Genomic DNA, 24,588 nt, shown 5'->3' with positions numbered 1-24,588 from the left:
AATGGAAGCATTTTTAAATTTAATAGAACGCAATAATAAAATGTTCAGACGTGATAAAACAGCAGTTTTCTTTTCATTGCTATCCGTCATTATCGTTATCGGGCTATACGCATTGTTTTTGCAAAAAATGCAAATTGATTCGCTTAAACAAGCTTCTGAGGCTACTCCTGAGTTAATTACAATGGTTAATGAATGGTTTGTAGCTGGACTCTTATCAATGATTGCTGTTTCAACAACACTTGGCACATTTGGAATCGCCATAAAAGATATAGAGTCAAAAACGGTAGTTGATTTTTTAACAGCTCCTGTTTCACGCGCCACAATTCAAATGAGTTATGTGCTCAATGCAATTATTATTGGCTTCATCTTTTCCTTCATCGCTTTAATCGTCTGTGAAATATTTATTGTCGCTACAGGTGGCACATGGTTAAGCTTCTCCTCTTTTCTAAAAGTTATTGGAATATTAGCTTTATCTGTATTATTAGCGAGTATCATGAACGTTTTCTTCACGCTTTTAGTTAACACTCAAAACTCGTTCGCAGCACTAAGCACTATTGTTGGGACACTACTTGGCTTTTTATGCGGCGTCTACGTCCCTATTGGCGCGCTACCAGGATTTGCACAAAATATCGTTATGTATTTTCCTGTTAGCCATACAACCTTATTATTGCGCAATGCATTTATGGAAAACTCACTCACTCAAGTATTTGCTGGCGCACCTACTGAAGCTATCGAGCAATATAAATTAATATATGGCATCACATACAAGCTACATGGTACTATGCTAAGTCATGCTACAAGCTACATCATTATTTTAAGTTCAATTATTATCCTAACTATACTTTCTATTTCACTTTTTAAGCGCAAGCATCGATAATTATTTGTAAATAATCAATCAATATCGCATAATTATTACAAATAACATATGGAGGCGCAAAAGATGAAAACTTATTATGGTAGCCTATGCTCTTTATTTTACGATATTAGCAAACCAACTCCCCCAGCCGATGAATTAAACTTTTACATGTCATTCGTAAATAAAGATATGTCGATTTTAGAGCCAATGTGTGGCTCTGGTCGATTTATGATGGAGTTTATTAACGAGGAATATAATATTGATGGCTTCGATATATCGGAAGAAATGATTGCAAGATTTCAAGAAAAGCTTCACTATAATGGAATTTTACAATGCTGCGAATTTTCTGCATTTCGCACAGAAAAATTATATGATTTTATCTTTATCGCAGCAGGCTCCTTTTCTTTAATCACTGATCACGAACAAGTATTATCATATTTAACACAACTAAAAAATTGGCTACAGCCTGATGGTAAAATAGCTCTTACCGTTTTTACTGATGTTGAATATAGAGGTGGGCAGATGACTGAGGTTATTGATGCCCCAAGATCTGTTCAAGAGCAAAATATCGAAATAGTATTAACAGGCACAACATCGTATAATCCAGCTAATGGCGTTAGTCATTCTAAAATGACCTATGACTTGTTTGAAAACGGCATCAAAACAAAAAGCGAAGATGAAGATTTCTTTATTAAATATTACCATCCAAATGAGTTTGAGACATTTGTTGCTAAAGCCGGATTACATATCGAAAACGCATTCATTGACTATAATAAAACCCCCTTTACTGGACAGGATAGCGAAGCAGTTGTTTATGTACTGACAAAATAAGAAGGGGATGAATGGTTTGCTTAAGCTTTACATTACTCGGCATGGTGAAACAATATGGAATACACAAGGAAGGCTACAAGGATGGCAAGATTCTGATTTAACAGAAAGTGGCATCCAAAATGCCCTTGCTTTAAGTAATAGATTAAAAGATATAGAGTTTGACGCTATTTATGCTAGCCCTAGCAATCGAACAGTAAAAACCGCCTATCTTCTTAAAGGAAGCCGTAATAAAATGATTATTGAAGAGCCTAACTTAAGAGAAATCTTTTTAGGAAATTGGGAAGGTCAAACACATGAAGAAGTAGAGGAACAGTATCCAGAAGAATATTATGCTTTTTGGCATACCCCTCACCTATATATACCAACATCTGGTGAAAGCTTTGAGCAGTTGCAAGCGCGAGTTACAGACTTTTTAAATCACCTAACATCACAGCATCAGGATGGAAATATTTTAATCGTTACGCATACCGTCTTCATTAAAGCACTATTGATGTATTGCAAAAAGCTTGCCGTTGAACAACTATGGGCTCCCCCTTTTATACACGATACAAGTTTGTCTATTATTGAAATTCGTAATGGTAATATGGACATCACAATGGAAGGCGATATAAGTCATAGAAATGTGGAATGGTTCTATGATTAGATATGCTGTCGGTGCCATCATATTTCACCAAGCTGAAATATTATTAGTACATAAAGTAAAAGTGAGTGCAATTGAAGATAAACATATACAGGGAGAATGGGATTTTCCAAAGGGCGGTGTCGAGCAAAGCGACAAAGATTTAGAGGCTGCTTTACTCAGAGAGCTTGCGGAAGAAACAGGCTCTATTCAATATAAAGTGATAGAGCAGTTAGAGGAAAAAATCGCTTTTCATTTTTCACGGGACTTTACAAACAAAACAGGCTTTACAAAACAAGAAACGACGATGTTTATTGTTGAATATTTGGGAGACCGTGCAAATTTAAGTCCACAAGACAATGAAATTAGCGATATTGAATTTTTATGCCTAGATAAAACGCTTGAAAGATTAACACATCAAGACACAAAGCTATTTTTCGAAAAAGTTTTTGAGAAAATTAGCAGAATGGTTCTGTGCTGATGCACAGCAGCTCTTAATATATTCACCACTTATTTAAAACTCTAATGTAGGTGATGCAATGAACTATATTATAAAATATGGAAGAAATTTTATGGCGATTTCAAATCGGATAGAAGCGGATTGTCATAAGCATTGGCTATTGCAAATGTTTCTTAGCAGCGAAAAAGAATTAAATATTGAAATAAATGGGCAGCGTATCTCTTGCAGTGCCGTTATTGTCAATATGGATACACTGCATCTATTTAATACAGAAGAGGAACCCCATTTCACTATGGTAGTTGACCCTACGACAGAGCTTGGACGTGTATTGAAGGAGCTGTTAATGGGGCAGCCCTTTTATGTTTTTCCAGATGAAAAATCCGCTATAATGCAGCAAAATTTTAAAAAAGTGCTTGAACAAAAAAGTCGTGATGCTTTCCTTTCTTTTGCTGAGAGCATTATTTTACAGTTCGATTATCGTAAAATAAAAAATTTTGATGATCGAGTTGTGCAAGTGTTAAACCTGTTAGATGACTGTATACACGAGGATGAATCTCATCAAATAAAGTATTTTTCTGAAAAAGTTGGACTCTCTGAAAGCCGCTTGGCACATTTATTTAAAGAAGAAACAGGTGTCCCTTTAAAAAGTTATACTGTTTTGCATAAACTTCAAATAGCGTACGCATCAATTTTCAATGGCGAAAGCATAACGACAGCAGCAGTTAATGCTGGCTTTAACAGCCCTTCACATCTTGCATACACGAATAAAATGATGACCGGGATGTCAGCAACAAGTATCATCAAAGATAGCGAGTTTTTGAAAGTTTACTGATAACTACTTTGGTACAGTGTAATCATACCGAAGGGGGATTACACAATGAATAAGTACTTGCAAGAAACTTTAATGTTGAACTTTTCCCATAGCTCAATACAAAGATTAATAAAGGAAAAGCAGTGGGCAAACGATGATGATTTTCAAAAGATACGAAAAATCTATAATTTTGTACGCGATGATATCACGTTTGGATATAACACGGATGATACAATCTCTGCCTCAGAAGTCTTAAATGATGGGTATGGGCAGTGCAACACAAAAGGAACGTTATTTATGGCGCTTTTAAGGGCGGTTGGGATACCTTGCCGAATTCATGGCTTTACCATCGACAAAAAACTACAAAAAGGAGCGATGACAGGTCTCGTTTATAAACTTGCTCCACAAAGCATTGTGCATAGCTGGGTTGAAGTTCAATATAATGGGCATTGGTATAACATAGAAGGCTTTATTCTAGATAGTAAGTATTTGAAGAAACTTCAAAAAAAGTTCTCTGATTGCACAACAAGTTTTTGTGGATATGGTGCCGCTACCGATAATTTTCAAAATCCACAAGTCGATTGGAATGCTAATGATACTTATATTCAAAAAGAAGGCATCAATCACGACTTCGGCGTTTTTAATGCACCAGATGAATTTTTTGAAAAACATCAACAGCAGCTGTCGCCATTAAAAAAATGGATTTACCGAAATTTCGTGCGTAAACTTATGAATCGCAATGTAGAAAAAATTCGTGCTTGAACTATGGACATAAAAAAATATAGTATGTATGCGGATTTGCAATACATTTCGTATCGCATAATCCGCTTTTTTATTTTAATTAGATTCAGGTAACTCAATGATATAGGATAGACATTCTTTAATTTTTGAATTATTACGTGAGCTTGCAAATGTGAACACATGACAGAAAGAATAAGTCTGCTTATTTTCTAATTGTATGGCACCATTTACAGAACCATCATAGCCATGAGTAATAATTTTGTTAATATGCAGTTCTGTTACTTTACTATTTTGCAATTGCTTTAGTACCTCAATAACACTTTCCTTTCCTTGAATCTGCTCTTTACCGATTTTGTTCCACCTAAAATCATCCGTAATGTTATCCGAAACAAAAGATAAATCATTTTTAGCAAAGGCAATGTTAAATTCCTTAAGAAATTGTTTTTTGGGCGCATTCCCACAGTCTTCAGGGCAGATTATTTTTATATTATTGGATTCATTATTCATTTTTACCCCTCCATTATTAAAAAGTAAACACAGCTGATACGCCATTTAATACCCAATATCTCCACAATCAAGACGTTTGTTATTTCATATAAGTACTCAATACCTTTTCTATATCTGTATTCAACTTGTTGATATCAACCGTTGTTACTGGCTTATTTTCAAGCTGATATTTTTGCTTAAGCTGAATAATTCTGCGAACACTTTCATTAATTCTATCTTCAGCAATTTCTCCATTATTTATCGCTGCCTTCACCGCTTCGATTGCAGAAGTTACATTGGAAGCGCTATGCGCAATTAAAATAATATCATTCCCTGCTTTCACCGCATCCACTGCAGCTTGTCCTATATCAAAATGATTCGTAATCGCCCCCATCGTCATATCGTCTGTCATCACAACACCATTGAATCCAATCTGATCTCTTAAAATTCCCGTAATGATTTCCTTTGACATCGATGCTGGATACTTTTGATCGATTTTTGGCAATAAAATATGAGCTACCATTACTACATCTGCACCATTTTCAATAGCCGCTTTAAACGGAATAAGCTCCATCTTATTTAAATCCTCTAGACTTTTCGTCACCTTTGGCAATTCTAAATGAGAATCCACTGAGGTGTCACCATGCCCTGGGAAATGCTTGATAACAGGAATAACCTGCTTAGATTCCAGCCCTTTCATCGTCTGAATGCCTAATTCACTGACGATATTAGGATTATTGGAAAACGAACGATCACCGATAACTGGATTGTTTGGATTACTGTTAACATCCATTACGGGAGCAAAATCAAGATTAAAGCCAAATGCCCTTAATTGTTCCCCTAATAATTTTCCAACCTCAAATGAAAATTGTGGCTGATTAATATTCCCGATTATTTTATTTGTCGGGAAATTTTTTAATGGTCCTGGTAATCTGGCTACTGTTCCACCTTCTTGGTCAGTTCCAATGAAAAGTGGATGTCGGTTATCTACATTTGCAGCCATTAAGTCATTGATTAGTGTTATTGATTGTTGTGGTGTTTCAAGATTATTAGCATAAAGAATCATTCCCCCAACCTTGAAATCATGAATTAAACTTGACGTTTCTTGTTGGAGCATTGTGCCTGTAACACCTGCAAACATCATTTGACCAATTTTTTCGTCCAATGTCATTTGGCTAATCATTTCCGCCACTTCATCTTTTAATTTTGTGTAAACTGAAATATGATGAACGCTAGGATTTGAATCGGCTTCAGTTGGTTTCGGTAATATCCATTTTAATTGATACGTGGGATTAACTTGATAGACAAGGATAATTTGATTTGTTGTTTGATCCTCAAAATAGCGAACTTCAGTTGGTTCCCCCATGCTATTTTTAATTTCCTCTAAATGAATTTTCTGTATGTTTGCTTTAAAAGAACGAATATCGAAAGCCTGTATATCTTGGTAGCCAATTGTCACACCCTGCTCCAAGTAGTCCTCGTATTTTCCATTTGCACTCTCAGCTATTTGCTGAGGCTCTCCCCATTGCTGATAGACCTCCTGTTTATCAGTCTTCCCTGCAGCAAATGGCACATCTGGCACTTTTCCTTCTTGAGCTGCTTGAACAATGTCCTGAATAATCATATCTGGCTTCTCCGATACCTCCTCCTCTTGGGATGGAGCTGACTCCGAATTTTTAGGCTTTTGTGTTATTGATCCGATCTTCATGCCAATAAAAAACAGCATCCCCATTAAAATCAGTACGAAAATTAAGAGCAAACCACGTCTTTTTTTACGCATGTTTAAAACCTCCTAGCATTAAAAGAGTTTACCGCAAAACAGGAAACATTTATTAAAAAGAATACCCATAATGAAATTAATCATGTTTGCCTTATATATTTGATAATCATCTCAAGTAGTGTTTCATTTTTCATTATAAATGTAAAGCTTCAATTATTGCTCCATTTTACCCTCCCGTATTGGAAGAAATTATAGCTAGCAAATACTATTTTCCATTCAAAAAAAGATTTAATCAAAATAAATTTCTCTTCCTAACCATTGTCAATCCACAAAAGTTACCTTTATGTTTCTATGAAACGAAAAAGTGCGTACTTTTTTTAACTTAGTAAGGGCATCATAATAAAAGAGCAAACAAGAAATCATATAAATTGGAGGAATAAAAATGATTAATCATTTACAAGATACAATTACATTAAATAACGGTCTACAAATGCCAGGTATGGGATTAGGTGTTTTCCAAGTAGAGAATGATGCAACAGCCGATATCGTTAAAAATGCTATTGAAGTTGGGTATCGCAGCATTGATACTGCTGCTATTTATGGCAATGAAGCAGGTGTTGGGGAAGGCATTAAACAGGCGCTAGCATCTACTGGTTTACAACGCGAAGACCTGTTTATTACATCAAAAGTGTGGAACGCTGGATTAAGCTATGAAGAAACTATTGCTGCATATGATGAGAGCTTAGCAAAACTAGGGCTAGATTATTTAGATCTTTATCTTATTCACTGGCCTGGTAAAGATAAATATGCTGAATCTTGGAAAGCACTTGAAGACCTATACGAACAAGGAAAAATCAAAGCAATTGGGGTGTGTAACTTTAATGTTTCGCACTTACAAAATTTATTATCATTTGCACGTATTAAACCAGTTTTAAACCAAGTGGAATTCCACCCTCGCTTGCAACAAGCTGAGCTTCGTGCATTTTGTGAGCAACACCAAATTCAGCTTGAAGCTTGGGCACCTTTAATGCAAGGTGGACTCCTTGAAGACGAAACTATTTCAAAAATAGCAACGAAATATGGCAAATCAACTGCTCAAGTTATTTTACGCTGGGATGTACAAAACGGAGTTATCACTATCCCAAAATCTGTACGTAAAGAGCGTATGGTGCAAAACGCTGATATCTTCGACTTCAGCTTAACAGATGAAGAAATGGCTATCATCAATGCAATGAATCTTGAACAACGAGTTGGACCTAACCCAGACGAGTTTGACTTTGTACTATAAAAATTAACAAGAAAAAGAGGCTGCTTTGGTGCAACAGCCTCTTTTTTCTTATTATTACGATGTATGTTGAATTGAGATATCTTCATCATTTTTTCTTAAAAGCACAGCTTCACCTTTATCTTGCAATAATTCAATATGCTTTTCACCCCATGAGCAAAGCATACTTAGAATCGGTTCCATTCCTTGTCCATAGGAAGTTAATGAATATTCAACTTTTGGCGGTACTTGATTAAAGACCTTTCGATCAATTAATCCATCTTGTTCTAGCTCTCTTAATTGGCTTGTGAGCATTTTTTGCGAAATCCCTGGAATCAAACGTCGAAATTCATTTGTTCGGATTTTGCCATGATGGTTTAAATGACAAAGAATAACTGGTTTCCATTTACCACCAATAACTTCAAGCGTAGCTTCAACTGCTATATTATATACTTTTTGCATAGTAACCCCCTGTTATATTCAATAGTAACTAAAAGTACTCTATGGTCTTTTAAGCATGTATGAATATTATCATACTCTTTTAAAAAAATCAAAGATGGCAATTATAAGCACTTCGACTCTTAACGACAAATCTTTGAAGTTAATGTGTCCCATGATACCTCTGCCTTGATTTTTGTTAAAACACGCTACGCACCAATCCTCCGTCAATTCTTAAAGCAGAACCATTAATAGCTGATGAAAGGGGGCTGCTTAAAAACGTAACAAAATTTGCAATTTCTTCTGGTCGAATAAGCCTTTGAATGATAGAGGTTGGGCGATTTTCTTTCATAAATCTTATTTCAGCTTCTTCCATAGTCAGATTCTCATTAGGGTAAAGGCTATTTAACATCGTTTCTACACCCTCTGTTAAAGTAGAACCTGGCATAATTGTGTTGACGGTTACACTTGTTCCTTTCGTTAGCTCAGCTAAACTACGTGAAAGCGAAAGCTGCATCGTCTTAGTTGCGCTATAATGAGCCATTTCTTGAGAAGGCATTATAGCTGCTTCACTAGCAATAAAAATAACCCTTCCTTGCTTTTTTTCAATCATTTTATTTAAATACCAGCGCGTAAGTCGAACACCACTCATGATGTTGACCTCAAACATCTTAAGCCACTCCTCATCGGAGATATCAAAATATTCCTTTGGCTCAAAAATTCCTAAGTTATTAATAAGAATATCTATTTCCGGGTATTCCTCTGTTACCTTCTGACATCCTTGTTCTGTTCCTAAATCAGATACCGATGACTGAAGATTAGCCTCTGGATATTGTTCTTGAATTTCTTGAATTGTTTGATTAACCTTTTCTTCGTGACGACCATTTATAATGACAGTAACGCCTTCTCCTACCAATGACTTCGCAATTGCTTTACCAATCCCTGCCGTAGAACCTGTAACTAGTGCCGTTTTCCCTTGTAAATTCAGAAACATATGGAATACCTCCTATATTTTTTAAATTATTAACTGCATTATATAGTTACCATTATGGGGGTTCTCTTTCTTTCACACAAAAGATAAAAGACATTCTTACTTAAAATTATGTGTAACTATATTGTTTTGTATCTATGTAAAATCAAAATTGATAGGAGCTTGACCTACCAGTTGCTGCCATGTAAATTCTACTACCATCTCCTTCTATTAATTAAAACCAAATTTAACCATTTCACAATAAATACGAAACAACACAGCGCAGATAAAAACCTTAATAAACGTGAGAAATTCATTTAAAAAGGATGATTTTACTCCCCTTTATGTTTATGGGCAAATCAAAGCCATTTTCGGGCGAATTTTACTGTGAATCGGGCGAATCTATCCCGTTAATGGGCGAATTCCCTTACTAATTGGGCGAAATATTACTTTAGACTTATAAAAGAAGCTAAGACAAATTTACATTAAATTTATCTTAGCTTCTTTATTCATTATATTTTAAAGCGTGCCACAGCTGAGCTTAAATCAGTTGCTAATGTATTTAGCTGCTGAGAAGCACCTGCAACCTCTTCCATTGAGGCGAGCTGCTCCTCAGAAGCTGCTGCAACTTGCTGGGAGTTACTTGCAGTTATTTGAGAATTGCGTTCTAATTCTTCAAGCGATGCTGCAATTTCCTCACTTCCTGCTGACATTTGTTCAGCCGCTGCCGATACTTCTTGCACTTGGCTGGATACTTCCTGTACAGATTTTAAAATAGTTTGGAAGGATTCACCTGATTTATTGACAAGCTGCGTTCCCATTTGCGCTTCTTGTGCTGACGCATTTAAAGAGGCTGTAACAGATTCAGAACGAGTGCTAATTTCTGATAAAATTGTATATACCTCTTCGGAAGATGCTTTTGAACGCTCTGCTAGTTCACGAATCTCCTGTGCAACTACTGCAAAGCCTTTGCCATGCTCACCTGCTCTTGCTGCCTCTATAGAAGCATTCAATGCAAGTAAATTTGTCTGATTTGCAATATTAGCAATATGTGAAAGAATATTGCTAATTCGGCTACTGGAGTCATTTAATGCCTGCATCTCATATGTAGCAGCATTTACTCGCTCTTCTATCATTCCCATTTGCTTCACTGTCAAATGTATTGCGTCTACGCCATCACTCGCAAGGTTTGTTGTTTCTGATGCAAGATCAGAAACAATTGTTGTAGATTCAGCAATTCTTTGAATTCCTACTGCCATTTCTGCCATTGCACGTTGAGATTCACCAGAACTTATTAACTGAGTTTCTGAGCTTGTAGCCACTTGGGAGATGGAATGTGTAATTTCATGGGTAGCCGCTTTTGTTTGATTTGCTGTTTCTTTTAAATGGCTAGATGAATTCGCTACTTCACTAGATGTTTGATTAATTTGTACAGCTAATTGCCTTAAATTATCTATCATCGTATTAAATGCTAAACTTGCTTGTCCAATCTCATTTTCATCCACTATCGGCACACTAACCGTCAAATCGCCAACTGCTGCCAGCTTTGCCTTTTCAGCCATTATTTGAAGAGGCTTCAACGCCCTCTTCAATAAAAACCAAATAGATAAAATAATAATAGCAATTGCCGCAACACTAATAACCACAGCTTTCCAAATTAATGCTGTTAATCGCTTTTTTACAATTCCATAATCATAATCAATCCCATATACTGCAATAATTTCGCCGTTATCATTTGTTAAAGGAGAAAGGTAAGTTAACCATGTGCTAAATTCATCTTCGAATGCCTCGGTTAATCCTGATTTTCCTTCTAGTGCTTGTGCATATACCTCGCTGAAGCTACCTTGATTTTCATATTCAACCCCTGCATCCATGCCCATGCTTTCCAATGATTCACTACCCTGCAAGTATCGAAAATAATTTTTTCCGCCCTCTGTTCGAAAAGTCGGCAGTAAATAATAAGCATTTGCTACAAGATAATCATCCGTCGTCCCACTTAAAACCTTTTTCATTTTGCTCATTGCCTCTGAAGGAAGCTCTTGCCCTGCTGCCATCATTGGTGCTATTTTCTCTATTTCGGTTAAATCCGCTTGTGCCACATCTCTCAGTTTGTCGCCTACATTTATAAATTTCTCGTAAACTTCACCGACTGCTGCTTTGTACATTACAGTTGATAGTACGCTGATAATAACAACAAATAAAACGGATAACACAATAGAAATTCCGAAAATCAAGCTTCGTTTCTTCAACCATTTTTCCAATACAAGCACCCCTTAAACGTCTCATTCTTTGAAATATAAAAATTTAATCCTATAGCATAGGTAAGAAAAATCGTTATATTATACTAGAATAACGACGTATAAAAATACTATAGTATGTAATTTTATTATAATTTGCATAGGTTATACTATCTAGTATGTTTTCAAAAATAATTCTATATACCTATCATTTTCAATCAGTTATACTTCAAAGTAATTTCACCCAAATTTCTCCAAGCTTACTCACACTCTGTGATATCAGTTATCAAGGATTGCCTCAAAATTACCTTTGACACAACAGAAAATTCAACTTTATTTATTCATTATGAAATTAAAAAAACGTCGTAAACTTTGTGTTTTCAACCATTTAAAGTTTAGCCTGCTTTTTCATCCTCGTGAAAAAGTATAATAGCACTTTACAAGACCCACTTAGCTAAATAAAAAATACTAACACTCATCTATTTAGATGAATGTTAGTATTGATTTTTTGTACCTGTCACTCTATTTTTTAAATTGAATATGATGCAAGTTAGCAAAAACGCCACCGGCTGCTACAAGCTCATCATATGTTCCTTGCTCCTCAATACCTTTCTGTGTAACAACCAACACTTTATCAGCGTTGCGGATTGTTGCAAGGCGGTGGGCAATAACGAGTGTTGTACGGTTTTCAGCTAACTCTGCTAAAGACTCTTGAATAATCATCTCTGTTTCTGTATCTAGAGCAGATGTCGCTTCATCTAAAATTAAAATTGGTGGATTTTTCAGGAACATACGTGCAATGGCTAGACGCTGTTTTTGTCCTCCTGATAATTTCAAGCCGCGCTCCCCAATCTGTGTTTCATAGCCATCTGGTAAATCTGCAATAAATTCCTTCAAATGTGCGCGCTCAGCGGCAGCTTTTATTTCCTCGAAGGAAGCACCAAGCTTACCGTACTCAATATTTTCTCGAATAGTTCCTGTAAATAAAAATACATCCTGCTGTACAATACCAATTTGTTCACGCAGTGATTTTTGTGTCATATCGCGCACATCAATTCCATCGATTGTAATGGCACCGTCACTTATATCATAAAAGCGTGGAATTAATGAGCAAATCGTTGTTTTCCCAGCACCACTAGGTCCTACAAAAGCAATTGTTTCACCAGCATTTAATGAAAACGAAATATTCTTTAGCACTTGCTTGGATTGATCATAGTTAAAGCTAACTTGATTAAATTCGATATCTCCATACAATAACGGGACTGTAACTGCATTTGGCTTGTCCAACACCTCAGGCTCCTGATCAATTAAATCACGGAAGCGCTTGAAGCCTGCCATCCCTTTCGGATAAAGCTCAAGTAATGCGCTAATTTTATCGATTGGCTTAATTAAAACATTTGTATATAAAACGAAGCTTACTAATTCACCAGGTGATAACTGGCCAGTGTAACTAAGCCATGAGCCTACAACTAAGACAACTAGTGTTAATAGGCGTGTCATCATATAAATGCCGGAATGTGTACCCGCCATTACTTTATATGCGTACAGTTTTGCTGATCGGAATAAACCATTTTGTTTGCGGAAGCGTGCCATCTCAAAATCTTCATTCGTAAACGATTTAACAACGCGTACACCTGAAACACTATCCTCAACACGTGCATTTACATCTGCGATTTCGCCGTACATCTTTTTCCATGCATTGTTCATTTTAATATTGCTATATGTTACGAGCCATGTTAAAAATGGAACCATTATAAGTGCAATCCAAGCTAATGTCGGATTGACGTTGAACATAATTGCAAAAGCTCCAATAAACGTCATGATTGCAATAAAGAAATCTTCAGGACCATGATGCGCAAATTCACCAATATCGAATAAGTCATTCGTAATGCGACTCATTATATGTCCTGTTTTTGTATTGTCAAAGAAGCGGAAAGACTGTCTTTGCACATGATTAAATAGCTCTTGGCGCATATCGGTTTCAATATTAATACCAAGCTTATGTCCTAAATAGTTAACGATAAAATTCAATATCGTACTTAAAATATAAACGAGCAACAATAGTATACTAATTTTTACAATCATTCCCCAATCGCCTGTCGGGAGCAGCTTATCAATAAACCAACTTACCGCAAGCGGGAAAAAAAGCTCTAATATCGCAACAATAATAGCGCTCGAAAAGTCTACCATAAACAAACGTTTATGTGGCCTGTAATAAGAGAAAAATTTTCCTAGCATTGTCCTATCCTTTCTTAATTTGCAAATTTCGTCCGAAATATAAAATGACGATAAATATGATTGTAAGCATAGTAGCTACAAACAATAGAAAGCTCATGTTATTTACTAATTGTAAATAAGCTCCTCCCAAAAATGGTCCACTCAAGCTACCAATACTAAAGAAAATACCACATAGTAAATTTCCTGTCGGTAGCAATTCCTTTGGCGTTAAGTCCGTCATATATGTGATACCGAGTGAAAACATGGTACCAACACACATACCCGCAAGCGCAAAGAAGATAACAACGCCCCATGGCAAATGCTCAACAAAGCTACATATAGCAAATGAAGCGGCTCCTCCTAGCAGTCCCCCTAAGATTACTTTACGACGACCAATTTTGTCCCCAAGCATACCTAAAGGTAGCTGTAGCACAATTGTACCTATTGAAAAGGCTGCGAGTACAATTGATACCATTGCTACTTCAAAATCTTTTCGTAATGCATAAACTGGGAAAATTGCATTTAGAGAAGATTCTAAAAAGCCATAAACTAACGGAGGCAAAAACGCTACCCATGCATACCGAAAGGCCAACTTGTAACGTGTAATACTACTTGTTTGCTTTGTGTCCCCTTGTAAAACTTCAGGATGTTCGTTGTGTACAAAAAACACAAGCGACCAAGCAACTAAACAAAGTATAGAAGATACAATGAATGGAAGTGCCTGTGAAAATTTAATTAGCGGAACAAAAAGCGGGCCTACTGCAAAGCCAAGGCTAAAAAATAAGCCATAAATCGCCATGCTACGCCCTAATTTATGCTGTGGTGTAGAAGCGGTTAGCCATGTTTGCGTCGCAAAATGCAGGGCATGGTCTCCAATACCAATTAGCAGTCGTAGGAAAAACCAAAATAGTATATTTTTCCACAAAGGAAATGTAGCAAGTGAAATAAAAACAAGTGCTCCCCCAGCCATAATAATTGGCTTGTAGCCAAATTTACGCAATGGCTGTTCAATAAAAGGAGAAATTAATAAAGTTCCTATGTATAAGCCTGTTGCATTTAAGCCATTCAATGTTGTAGCAATGCCATCCTGCTCAAAAATTACCGCAATTAATGGCAATAGCATACCTTGCGAAAATCCTGAAATGGAGACAATGACTACTAAAATCCAAAATCGTTGTTGTGCATATGACGCTGCCATACTTACTGCCTCCAAAACTTCACTATTTACTTTGCTACATTTAATGTAGCAGCTCATGTTATTTGAATATTGTAACATTTTTTCTACGGATGTCGAATTATATTTGAGCAAAACAAGTAGCAATCATTGTAAACACACAAACAAAACCCTAGCAAACTTTATCTCTAAAAGTTTACTAGGGTTTTAAATATCACTTGTATCCACTAATTTTTGTATAAACTATTCCCTAGCTTTTTTGCTAGAAAATGTTTAAACTCCCTCCCATTCTTTTTCATATTTTGGCTACATATTTTTTCTGATCAACCCTTTCTTTTATTTGTTAAGATTACTTTAACACAAAGTTAGAATAATGTAAATATTCAGAATAGATATTTTTTATTTATTTTACTTAAAAAAATTTTTTCTAGCCTAATTGCCTGTTATAGTTGCTTTCTTGCCACTTTAATGCAAATTTATAAATGTTTAAAAGCGCTTGCCTTATTATTATTTGCGTTTATAATACTTGTATACAAGTATACTCGTTTTCTAGAAAGGATGATAATATGACTGAATTTAAAGACTTTCTCTACCCACAAAAATGGCTTATAAAGGCTTCTACTGGTGAAAAAGTAACTTCTGAGCTAAGATTGCGCATTATTTCTGGATGGATTGAAAGCGGTACCATTCTTTCTGAAAATAAATTAGCCGCTGAATTTTCTGTTAGTCGTTCTCCTATTCGTGAAGCCTTAAAAACATTAGCGTCTGAAAATCTAATTCGCTTAGAGCGAATGGGGGCTGTTGTAATTGGCTTAACAGACAAAGAAATTGAAGAAATTTACGATGTACGTTTATTAATCGAAACATTCGTGTTTGAACGTCTATTAAAAATAGAAATAACTGAATTAACAATAGAGCTAAGCAAAATTGTAGAAATGATGAAAGTAGCGATTAAATATCAGGATGCAGATGAATTTTCTTATCAAGATATTTTATTTCACGAAACGATTATTCGCTCTATAGATCATTCTTATATTTTAATGATTTGGAATAATTTAAAGCCTGTTATGGAAGGCCTTATTCTTTTATCTATGCGTATGCGCTTTAAGGAGAAATATGAGGACTTTCCACGAATCCTAAAAAATCATGAGCTATACATTACTGCTATTCAAGCAAAGGATCGCAAGCTAATGGTTCAATCTTTACATGACAATTTTGATGATGTCCAAGGTAAGGTAGAAGATTTATGGAAATCACAACAAATGCTAGCAAAAGGAGTGGAACAGCAAAATGACTGAATATATGCTAGGTGTCGATATTGGAACGACAAGCACAAAGGCTGTCTTATTTACAGTTCAAGGGACAATAATTCAGCAGGCAAATATCGGCTACCCACTGCATACGCCTGATATTTCAACAGCAGAGCAAAATCCTCAAGAAATATTACAAGCTGTGCTACAGGCTGTCTCAAATATTATGTCAATGCATACAGAGAAAAAGCTTGCCTTTATTTCCTTTAGTAGTGCATTACATAGCGTTATTGCTATTGACGAAAACGACCAGCCTTTAACACCCGTTATTACATGGGCAGATAATCGAAGTGAGAGCTGGGCACGTAAAATTAAGGATGAGTTGAATGGACATGCAGTATATTTACGAACGGGTACACCTATCCATCCTATGTCACCATTATGTAAAATCGCTTGGCTTACCCATGAGTATCCTGCTATTGCAGAAAGAGCAGAAAAATATATTGGCATTAAAGAATATATTTTTAAAAAGCTTTTTAATGAATATGTAGTTGACCATTCACTAGCTTCTGCAATGGGCTTAATGAACCTTCAAACATTGGATTGGGATAAGGAAGCTTTACAAATTGCGGGTATTTCAAAACAGCAGTTATCAAGGCTTGTATCAACAACCCAAAGCTTTCAAGGCTGTAATGAACAGCTAGCAAAGCAAATGGGTATTGATCCACAAACACCGTTTATTATTGGTGCAGGTGATGGTATGCTGTCCAACTTAGGTGTCAATGCCATTGGTAAAGGTGAGGTTGCAGTAACAATCGGAACAAGTGGTGCAATTCGTACGGTTATTGATAAACCACAAACAGATAGTAAAGGTAGAATATTTTGCTATGCCCTAACAGAAAAACATTGGGTCATCGGTGGCCCTGTCAACAATGGGGGTATGGTGCTACGTTGGATTCGGGATGAGTTTGCTTCTTCTGAAATAGAAACAGCCAAACGTCTAGGCATTGACCCATATGAGGTCTTAACAAAAATTGCTGAGCGTATACACCCTGGCGCAGGTGGCCTGCTCTTCCATCCTTATTTAGCTGGAGAGCGTGCACCTTTATGGAATCCTGATGTACGTGGTTCATTTTTCGGCTTATCAATGGCACATAAAAAGGAGCATATGATTCGTGCTGCTCTTGAAGGTGTTATTTACAATTTATATACGGTCTATTTGGCTTTACGAGAATGCATGGAAGGGCCTGTAACGCGCATTCAAGCAACAGGTGGCTTTGCACGCTCTGAAACTTGGCGTCAAATGATGGCAGATATTTTTGAATCGGAGGTTACTGTACCTGAAAGTCATGAAAGCTCCTGCCTAGGCGCTTGTATTTTAGGATTATATGCAACTAATCGAATCGCTTCTTTAGATGTAGTCGCTAATATGGTTGGGGAAACATACAAGCACTCTCCAAAAGAGGATGCTATGCAAGAATACCGTCAGCTACTTCCTATTTTTATTCATTTATCACGCGTTTTAGAGCAAGATTATACAGCTATCGCAGATTATCAGCGCGGCTTAAGCAAATAAAAATACTAACTTTCATATTTAGGAGGGGCTATGTATGCCATTAGTTATTGTAGGGATTGGGATTATTGCATTATTAATCTTAATTATGTTTTTTAAGCTCAATACATTTGTCTCACTTATCATCGTATCCTTTGGCGTTGCTCTAGTATTAGGGATGCCATTAGATGAAATTGTTAAAACAATTGAAGCTGGCTTAGGAGGTACACTTGGTCATTTAGCGCTTATTTTTGGGCTTGGTGCAATGCTTGGTAAATTAATTGCAGATGCGGGCGGTGCACAGCGCATCGCCATGACATTAGTTGATAAGTTTGGTGAAAAACGAATTCAATGGGCTGTTGTTGTTGCATCATTTATTATTGGTGTCGCACTGTTTTTTGAAGTTGGTTTAGTTTTATTAATTCCTATTGTTTTTGCGATTTCAAGACAATTAAAGGTTTCTATTTTATATTTAGGAATTCCCATGACAGCAGCGTTATCTGTTACACATGGCTTCCTGCCACCACATCCAGGTCCTACTGTAATTGCAGGTGAATTTGGGGCAAATATTGGTGAAGTGCTATTATACGGCTTTATTATTGCTGTACCAACCGTTATTATCGCAGGTCCAATTTTCACGAAAATTGCGCAAAGATTAGTACCTGAATCATTCACAAAAGCAGGTGATATTGCTTCATTAGGTGAGCAAAAAACATTTAAAATCGAGGATACACCAGGCTTCGGGATTAGTGTTTTCACTGCATTATTACCAGTTATTTTAATGTCTATTGCAACAATTATTACATTACTACAAAAAACAATGGGCTTTGACGATAATGGATTTTTAGCTGCCGTTCGCTTTATTGGTGAAGCAGGCACAGCGATGTTGATTTCCTTATTAGTTGCTGTTTACACAATGGGAGTTGCCCGCAATATCCCTATTAAAACTGTGATGGACTCATGTACTACAGCTATTTCCCATATTGGTATGATGCTGCTTATTATTGGTGGTGGTGGTGCATTTAAGCAAGTACTAATTAACGGTGGAGTTGGAGATTATGTAGCAGAGCTATTCAATGGAACGAATCTCTCCCCTATTTTATTAGCATGGATTATTGCTGCGATTTTGCGTATTTCACTAGGTTCAGCAACAGTCGCTGCGTTAACAACAGCTGGCTTAGTTATTCCTATGCTTGGACAATCAGATGTTAATCTTGCATTAGTTGTACTCGCTACAGGTGCAGGTAGTTTAGTTGCTTCACATGTGAATGATGCAGGCTTCTGGATGTTCAAAGAGTATTTTGGCTTAAGCATGAAAGAAACATTTGCAACATGGACATTACTTGAAACGATTATTTCTGTAGCAGGACTAGGATTTATTTTATTACTAAGTTTATTTGTTTAAGGAGTGAGAAACGATGGTTAATACAATTGGCGTTATTGGTTTAGGCGTAATGGGAAGTAGTATTGCATTAAATATGGCAAACAACGGCGAGCAAGTAGCTGTTTATAATTATACAAGTGATTTAACGGAGAAATTAATGGAAAAATTGGAGGGGCAAACACTTGCACCTTATTATGAGTTGGAAGCATTCGTGCAATCTTTAACTGTTCCACGCAAAATTTTCCTAATGGTGACTGCTGGTGCAGCAACTGATTCAGTCATTCAATCACTAATTCCATTGCTACAACAAGGAGATATCATTATGGATGGTGGTAACTCCCATTACAAAGATACAGAACGTCGCTATGATGAGTTGAGACAACGCGGTATTGGCTATTTAGGTGTTGGTGTATCTGGTGGCGAAGTTGGTGCATTAACAGGCCCATCGATTATGCCTGGTGGAGACCTACACTTTTACAATGAGGTAGCCCCCATTTTAACGAAAATTGCGGCAAAAGCTGAAGGTCAGCCCTGTTGTACGTATATTGGACCAAAAGGCGCAGGTCATTTTGTCAAAATGGTACACAATGGCATCGAATATGCTGATATGCAATTAATTGCTGAAGCCTATACATTTTTACGCGGGAATTTAGGCTTATCTGTAGAAGAGATTGCGGATATTTTTGAAACTTGGAATGATGGCGAATTAAAAAGCTATTTAATTGAAATTACGGCTGAAATTTTACGTAAAAAGGATGATGTTACAGGCTTACCACTTGTAGATGTCATTTTAGACCAAGCTGGACAAAAAGGAACGGGTAAATGGACAAGTCTGCAAGCTATTGATAATGGCATTCCAACATCTATAATTACAGAGGCATTATTTACTCGTTATTTATCTGCTTTAAAAGAAGAACGGATACAGGCGCAACTAATTTTAACTGGACCTAGCAATCACGCTCCTAACTTGGATAAAGAGCAATGGGTTGAATATGTGCGTCAAGCGTTATATATGGGGAAAATTTGTGCATATGCACAAGGCTTCACACAATATAAAATGACATCTGAAATCTATAACTGGAATTTACCATTAAAGGATATTGCCTTAATTTTCCGCAATGGCTGTATTATCCGCGCAGAATTTTTAAATGTTATTAGTGATGCCTATAGTCAAAAAGCAGATTTAGCGAATTTATTAATTGACCCATACTTTGCTGATAAAACAGCAAAGTATCAACAAAGCTTGCGCAATATCGTTTGTCAGGGTGTTCAATCAGGTGTCGCTTTACCATGCTTTAGCTCATCATTAGCCTATTATGATAGCTATCGTACAGGTGTTTCCAACGCTAATATTATACAAGCACAGCGCGATTATTTTGGCGCTCACACATATAAGCGTAATGATATGGAAGGTGTTTTCCATACAAATTGGTAACAGTACTGTTTCGTTGAGCAAGTAATTATTTGTAAATTAAAAGGTGGTTTCTATTTTTAAAAGATTTTTTTATTAAAAGTCTGTATAATAAGACGTAATAATCTACAATATAGGAGAATCCAATGAAACCAATCACAAATAAAGAACAGCAAGTAACATATTTAAAGGAGCGTCTGGAAATTTTCCTTGAAGTGTTAGACGCTATTGATCCAGAAACGACAGAACTTGATGATATCGATCGTCTTATTCAAATGATGGATGATTTAGAGGAAAAAATGGAACAATTCCAACAACGATCTGACATAGAAGAATAATTATAAGGGGAATGTCGTTACTTAAGACACTCCCCTTTTTTTAGTTATGTGAAAGGAGTATAATGATGTGGAACACTTCATCTAGTAAAATAATTACTATGTGAAAATAACACATCTCATTACTATTTTTCGGGGGGAAAATAACATGGCATATTTAGAAACTTTGGAGAAAAGCCTGTATAACCTGGTAACAGAAACATCTACAAATCTACCAAAAGACGTTCGCCGTGCAATAAAAAAAGCAAAAGAGGCAGAAAATGCTGGTACACGTGCAGCGATGAGTTTAGATACAATTACGACAAATATCGTAATGGCAGAAGATAATGTTTCTCCAATTTGTCAAGATACTGGTTTACCAACTTTTAAAGTCTATACTCCTGTAGGCGTAAACCAAATCGAAATTAGAAAAGCAATCGAAACAGCAATTGCTTCTGCAACAGCTGATGCAAAATTACGTCCAAATTCAGTTGATTCATTAACTGGTAAAAACTCAGGAACAAATATCGGTGCTGGACTTCCAGTAGTAAAATTCGAGCAATGGGAAAATGACTATATTACAGTAAAGCTTATCCTTAAAGGCGGCGGCTGTGAAAATAAAAACATCCAGTATTCTTTACCGACAGAATTAGAAGGTTTAGGCCGTGCTGGTCGTGATTTAGATGGTATCCGTAAATGTATTTTACACTCTGTTTGGCAAGCGCAAGGTCAAGGTTGTTCAGCAGGCTTCATCGGTGTAGGTATCGGTGGTGATCGCTCAGCAGGTTATGACCTTGCTAAAGAGCAATTATTCCGTCATGTGGATGATGTAAACCCAATCGAAGACTTAGCAAAGCTAGAAGAATATATCGTAAAAACTTCTAATACATTTGGTGTAGGTACAATGGGCTTTGGTGGTGAAGCAACATTATTAGGCTGTAAAATTGGCGTAATGGACCGCTTACCTGCTTCATTCTTCGTATCAGTAGCATATAACTGCTGGGCATACCGTCGTATGGCAATCGATATTAATCCAACGACAGGTGAAATTATTAATTGGCACTATCAAGAAGGTGAAAAAATCACGTTCAAGGATGAGGCAGCTGCAACATCTGATACTGATAACGAAGTAGTTGAATTAGTTGCACCAATTACAGAGGAAAAAATTCGTTCACTTAAAGTCGGTGATGTTGTCAAAATCACTGGCCGCATGTACACAGGTCGCGATGCAATCCACCATCATTTAATTGGTGAAGGTGTTGAAGCACCTGTAGACTTAAACGGTCAAATTATATACCACTGTGGTCCAGTTATGGCCAAAGACGAAGCTGGTAACTGGGTAGTAAAAGCGGCAGGCCCTACAACTTCAATTCGTGAGGAGCCATACCAAGGTGATATTATGAAAAAATTCGGTATCCGTGCTGTAATGGGTAAAGGCGGTATGGGACCAAAAACATTAAAAGCTTTACAAGAACACGGCGGCGTTTACTTAAACGCAATCGGTGGTGCTGCTCAATACTATGCAGATTGCATCAAATCAGTAGACGGTGTAGATTTAATGGAATTCGGTATTCCTGAAGCAATGTGGCATTTAAATGTTGAAGGCTTCACAGCAGTTGTAACAATGGATTCACACGGTAATTCATTACATGCTGATGTTGAAAAATCTTCACTTGAAAAGCTAGCACTACATGCAGAGCGTGTATTCTAATTATTTAAGGCTTGCGAAATATCGCAAGCCTTTTTTATTTAAACTTAACAATTCGCCATAACAAACGATATAGACATTTGAAAGGAGGTGTAAAAGATGAAGGTTATATTTACAGTAGGATTACCTGCTAGTGGAAAAAGTATATTTGCCCAAAAGCTAGCGAAAAGCGAGAATGCTATTATTCTTTCAAGCGATGCTATACGTGAAGAATTATTTGGTGATGCAACAAAACAAAAGTCACGTATCGTTTTTCGTGTTCTATATGAACGCCTCAATGACTTAGTAGCAAAGGGGCACTCTGTTATTGTGGATGCTACCAATATAGAACGTGAGCGTAGAATGTTTGCATTACGTAAATTACCGAGTACAATTCGCAAGGAGTGCTATTATTTTGATACGCCCTACTCCATCTGTATAACGAGAAATCAGCAACGTAAAAGAATTGTCCCATTAGCTATCATGGAGAAAATGGCAAAGCATTTGGAATTTCCAACAGAAGGAGAAGGCTTTGATAAAGTGCATATTGTACATGAAACAGCACCTTATGAAATTTCACGGCAGCCATTTATTTCACTTATTGAGCGCCAACCTACTTACGAGGAGCTTTTTCAAACATTAGGAGCCATTCCGTTATTTCAAAAAATTTATCACTTTAATCAGGAAAATCCTCATCATCAATTTTCGCTATGTCAACATACGTATTTCGTATTATCCTATATCAATGAATACTATGCAGAAAGCGACAAATTAGCTTTACAAATCGCTGCTTTATTTCACGATGTAGGCAAGCCGTTTTGTAAAAAATATAAACCATTACAGCAGCATTATGGCTATTTTGGACATGAAAATGTTTCCGCTCAAATTGCTTGTCATTTTTTATGTGAGCTAGGCTTTGATATGGATTTTGTTCTAAAAGTTGTTCACTTAGTGCAATTTCATATGCTTATCCAATACGGTGGTGATAGAGGTGGCAGCCAAATTTATCATTTATTAGATGGTGAATTACTAACAAAGCTCTACTTTTTCCGCGAGGCAGACCAATTTGCTAAATAGAAAGGAAGTGATAATATGACAAATTACGTAAAATATCCACGAAGCTTTTATTTACCTTGGAGTAGAGGTTATACACATGATGATAAAGTCGCTAAAAATATCCAGCATTTTATTGGTAAAGAAGTTATCGTGACTGAAAAATTAGATGGTGAAGGAACGACTCTTTACAAAGACTATATGCATGCAAGGAGCATCAATTCAGCTAACCACCCTTCTAGACATTGGGTGAAAACATTTCATGCAAACTTTGCTTATCAAATTCCAAATGGTTGGCGATTATGCGGTGAAAACGTTTATGCAAAACATTCTATTTACTATCAAGCATTAACAAGCTATTTTTATTTATTTAGCATTTGGAATGAAGAAAATATATGCTTAAGCTGGGATGAAACGGTTGCCTTTGCTACTAAATTAGGTATTGAAACTGTCCCTGTTTTATATCGAGGTATTTTCGACGAAGAAAAAGTAAAACGTACATTCGTAGGGAAATCTTGCTTTGATGGTGAGCAGGAAGGTTATGTTATCCGAAATGCAAATTCATTTCATTATAATGATTTCCAATATAATTTAGGGAAATATGTTAGACCACAGCATGTTCAAACTAGCGAACATTGGCTACAGGAAGAAATAATTCCGAATAAATTAAAAGTATAATAAACGGCGAAAGAAAGGACTGAGAACAATGTAATATGTTATAAAAAAACGATGCAATGATACGTAATTTTTCATCCATATTCCCCAGTTAAATCCGCATATTGCTCTCATACACGATTTACAGTAATTCATACTTATCCACTCTTATAGAAGGTATCTATTTTTCTCAAGAAAGAATACAGAATAAATCCCTAATAATTTATTATCTCTTCTTCAATAACAGTCCAAAAATCATTTTCGTATGTTTCCTCTAATCTGTGTAGAATAATGCAGCATTTATATTTCAGCCTGCCCTCATCAATTTCTTTCGATATATGATACATCCCTTTATCATCGTCTCTGCATACATAAATTTAAGGTTATGCACCTAGATCCACTTCCTTTCATATCCATACGTTATTTTAATGTTAAATATGCGGTATTCAAAACTGGCAA

General features: G+C 36.3%; 22 protein-coding genes. 15 read left to right on the top strand and 7 right to left on the bottom strand.

Features of this window, described 5'->3' with window-relative positions; genetic code table 11:
• Nucleotide 1: 1 nt before the first annotated feature.
• From TY13_RS18195 to TY13_RS18170, 6 genes are all read left to right on the top strand, one after another.
• A complete protein-coding gene (locus tag TY13_RS18195) occupies nucleotides 2-877 on the top strand; it encodes an ABC transporter permease (protein WP_042478936.1) in 876 nt (291 codons plus the stop codon).
• A gap of 63 nt (nucleotides 878-940) precedes the next feature.
• A complete protein-coding gene (locus tag TY13_RS19955; protein ID WP_052344382.1) occupies nucleotides 941-1,687 on the top strand; it encodes a methyltransferase domain-containing protein in 747 nt (248 codons plus the stop codon).
• A 16-nt stretch (nucleotides 1,688-1,703) separates the two neighbouring features.
• Nucleotides 1,704-2,330 carry a histidine phosphatase family protein gene (locus TY13_RS18185; RefSeq protein ID WP_042478935.1) on the top strand — a complete coding sequence of 209 codons (627 nt, stop codon included), beginning with the start codon at nucleotides 1,704-1,706 and terminating at the stop codon, nucleotides 2,328-2,330.
• Nucleotides 2,323-2,787 carry an NUDIX domain-containing protein gene (locus TY13_RS18180; RefSeq protein ID WP_042478934.1) on the top strand — a complete coding sequence of 155 codons (465 nt, stop codon included), beginning with the start codon at nucleotides 2,323-2,325 and terminating at the stop codon, nucleotides 2,785-2,787. The genes TY13_RS18185 and TY13_RS18180 overlap by 8 nt, the downstream gene beginning before the upstream one ends.
• Nucleotides 2,788-2,845: 58 nt before the next feature.
• Entirely contained in the window at nucleotides 2,846-3,598 is a 753-nt protein-coding gene (locus TY13_RS18175) for a helix-turn-helix domain-containing protein (protein ID WP_042478933.1), read from the top strand.
• Nucleotides 3,599-3,643: 45 nt separating this feature from the next.
• Complete coding sequence (locus TY13_RS18170) at nucleotides 3,644-4,339, top strand: transglutaminase-like domain-containing protein (protein WP_042478932.1); 696 nt, start codon at nucleotides 3,644-3,646, stop codon at nucleotides 4,337-4,339.
• A gap of 75 nt (nucleotides 4,340-4,414) precedes the next feature.
• Here TY13_RS18170 and TY13_RS18165 read toward each other — a convergent pair whose 3' ends face one another.
• Together TY13_RS18165 and nagZ are read right to left on the bottom strand one after the other, a co-directional pair.
• Nucleotides 4,415-4,825, bottom strand: a complete 411-nt coding sequence (locus tag TY13_RS18165; RefSeq protein WP_042478931.1) for a nuclear transport factor 2-like protein — start codon at nucleotides 4,823-4,825, stop codon at nucleotides 4,415-4,417.
• 79 nt (nucleotides 4,826-4,904) lie between these two features.
• Nucleotides 4,905-6,584: a beta-N-acetylhexosaminidase gene (gene nagZ, locus TY13_RS18160; protein WP_042478930.1), complete on the bottom strand. Its 1,680-nt coding sequence runs from the start codon at nucleotides 6,582-6,584 to the stop codon at nucleotides 4,905-4,907.
• A 382-nt stretch (nucleotides 6,585-6,966) separates the two neighbouring features.
• Here nagZ and TY13_RS18155 point away from each other — a divergent pair, with 382 nt between their 5' ends.
• On the top strand, nucleotides 6,967-7,812 hold the full coding sequence (locus tag TY13_RS18155; RefSeq protein ID WP_042478929.1) for an aldo/keto reductase: 846 nt from the start codon (nucleotides 6,967-6,969) through the stop codon (nucleotides 7,810-7,812).
• 54 nt (nucleotides 7,813-7,866) lie between these two features.
• Here TY13_RS18155 and TY13_RS18150 read toward each other — a convergent pair whose 3' ends face one another.
• From TY13_RS18150 to TY13_RS18130, 5 genes are all read right to left on the bottom strand, one after another.
• The gene (locus TY13_RS18150; RefSeq protein WP_042478928.1) at nucleotides 7,867-8,250 is read right to left on the bottom strand and encodes a winged helix-turn-helix transcriptional regulator; all 384 of its coding nucleotides are present in this window, start codon (nucleotides 8,248-8,250) and stop codon (nucleotides 7,867-7,869) included.
• A gap of 175 nt (nucleotides 8,251-8,425) precedes the next feature.
• Nucleotides 8,426-9,220 carry an SDR family NAD(P)-dependent oxidoreductase gene (locus TY13_RS18145; protein ID WP_042478927.1) on the bottom strand — a complete coding sequence of 265 codons (795 nt, stop codon included), beginning with the start codon at nucleotides 9,218-9,220 and terminating at the stop codon, nucleotides 8,426-8,428.
• Between the two features lie 488 nt (nucleotides 9,221-9,708).
• Nucleotides 9,709-11,457, bottom strand: coding sequence for a methyl-accepting chemotaxis protein (locus TY13_RS19950; RefSeq protein ID WP_052344381.1), 1,749 nt, complete (start codon nucleotides 11,455-11,457; stop codon nucleotides 9,709-9,711).
• Between the two features lie 498 nt (nucleotides 11,458-11,955).
• A complete protein-coding gene (locus TY13_RS18135) occupies nucleotides 11,956-13,671 on the bottom strand; it encodes an ABC transporter ATP-binding protein (protein WP_042478926.1) in 1,716 nt (571 codons plus the stop codon).
• 4 nt (nucleotides 13,672-13,675) lie between these two features.
• The gene (locus tag TY13_RS18130) at nucleotides 13,676-14,848 is read right to left on the bottom strand and encodes an MFS transporter (protein ID WP_042478925.1); all 1,173 of its coding nucleotides are present in this window, start codon (nucleotides 14,846-14,848) and stop codon (nucleotides 13,676-13,678) included.
• 542 nt (nucleotides 14,849-15,390) lie between these two features.
• On the opposite strand from TY13_RS18130, the gene TY13_RS18125 reads away from it, so the two are divergent.
• From TY13_RS18125 to TY13_RS18090, 8 genes are all read left to right on the top strand, one after another.
• Nucleotides 15,391-16,122, top strand: coding sequence for a GntR family transcriptional regulator (locus tag TY13_RS18125; RefSeq protein WP_042478924.1), 732 nt, complete (start codon nucleotides 15,391-15,393; stop codon nucleotides 16,120-16,122).
• The gene (gntK, locus tag TY13_RS18120) at nucleotides 16,115-17,650 is read left to right on the top strand and encodes a gluconokinase (protein WP_042478923.1); all 1,536 of its coding nucleotides are present in this window, start codon (nucleotides 16,115-16,117) and stop codon (nucleotides 17,648-17,650) included. The genes TY13_RS18125 and gntK overlap by 8 nt, the downstream gene beginning before the upstream one ends.
• Before the next feature lie 34 nt (nucleotides 17,651-17,684).
• Nucleotides 17,685-19,031 carry a GntP family permease gene (locus TY13_RS18115; RefSeq protein ID WP_042478922.1) on the top strand — a complete coding sequence of 449 codons (1,347 nt, stop codon included), beginning with the start codon at nucleotides 17,685-17,687 and terminating at the stop codon, nucleotides 19,029-19,031.
• A 13-nt stretch (nucleotides 19,032-19,044) separates the two neighbouring features.
• Nucleotides 19,045-20,445, top strand: a complete 1,401-nt coding sequence (gene gnd, locus TY13_RS18110) for a decarboxylating NADP(+)-dependent phosphogluconate dehydrogenase (protein ID WP_042478921.1) — start codon at nucleotides 19,045-19,047, stop codon at nucleotides 20,443-20,445.
• Nucleotides 20,446-20,567: 122 nt separating this feature from the next.
• On the top strand, nucleotides 20,568-20,759 hold the full coding sequence (locus TY13_RS18105; RefSeq protein WP_042478919.1) for an SE1561 family protein: 192 nt from the start codon (nucleotides 20,568-20,570) through the stop codon (nucleotides 20,757-20,759).
• 145 nt (nucleotides 20,760-20,904) lie between these two features.
• A complete protein-coding gene (locus TY13_RS18100; protein WP_042478917.1) occupies nucleotides 20,905-22,446 on the top strand; it encodes a fumarate hydratase in 1,542 nt (513 codons plus the stop codon).
• A gap of 96 nt (nucleotides 22,447-22,542) precedes the next feature.
• Nucleotides 22,543-23,499, top strand: coding sequence for an AAA family ATPase (locus TY13_RS18095; protein ID WP_042478916.1), 957 nt, complete (start codon nucleotides 22,543-22,545; stop codon nucleotides 23,497-23,499).
• A 15-nt stretch (nucleotides 23,500-23,514) separates the two neighbouring features.
• Nucleotides 23,515-24,153, top strand: coding sequence for an RNA ligase family protein (locus TY13_RS18090; RefSeq protein ID WP_042478913.1), 639 nt, complete (start codon nucleotides 23,515-23,517; stop codon nucleotides 24,151-24,153).
• Nucleotides 24,154-24,588 lie beyond the last annotated feature (435 nt).

It is taken from the genome of Bacillus ndiopicus, assembly GCF_000612805.1.
In the GTDB taxonomy this organism is placed as follows: Bacteria; Bacillota; Bacilli; order Bacillales_A; family Planococcaceae; genus Metasolibacillus; species Metasolibacillus ndiopicus.
This window is presented reverse-complemented; position numbering and strand designations above follow the sequence as displayed.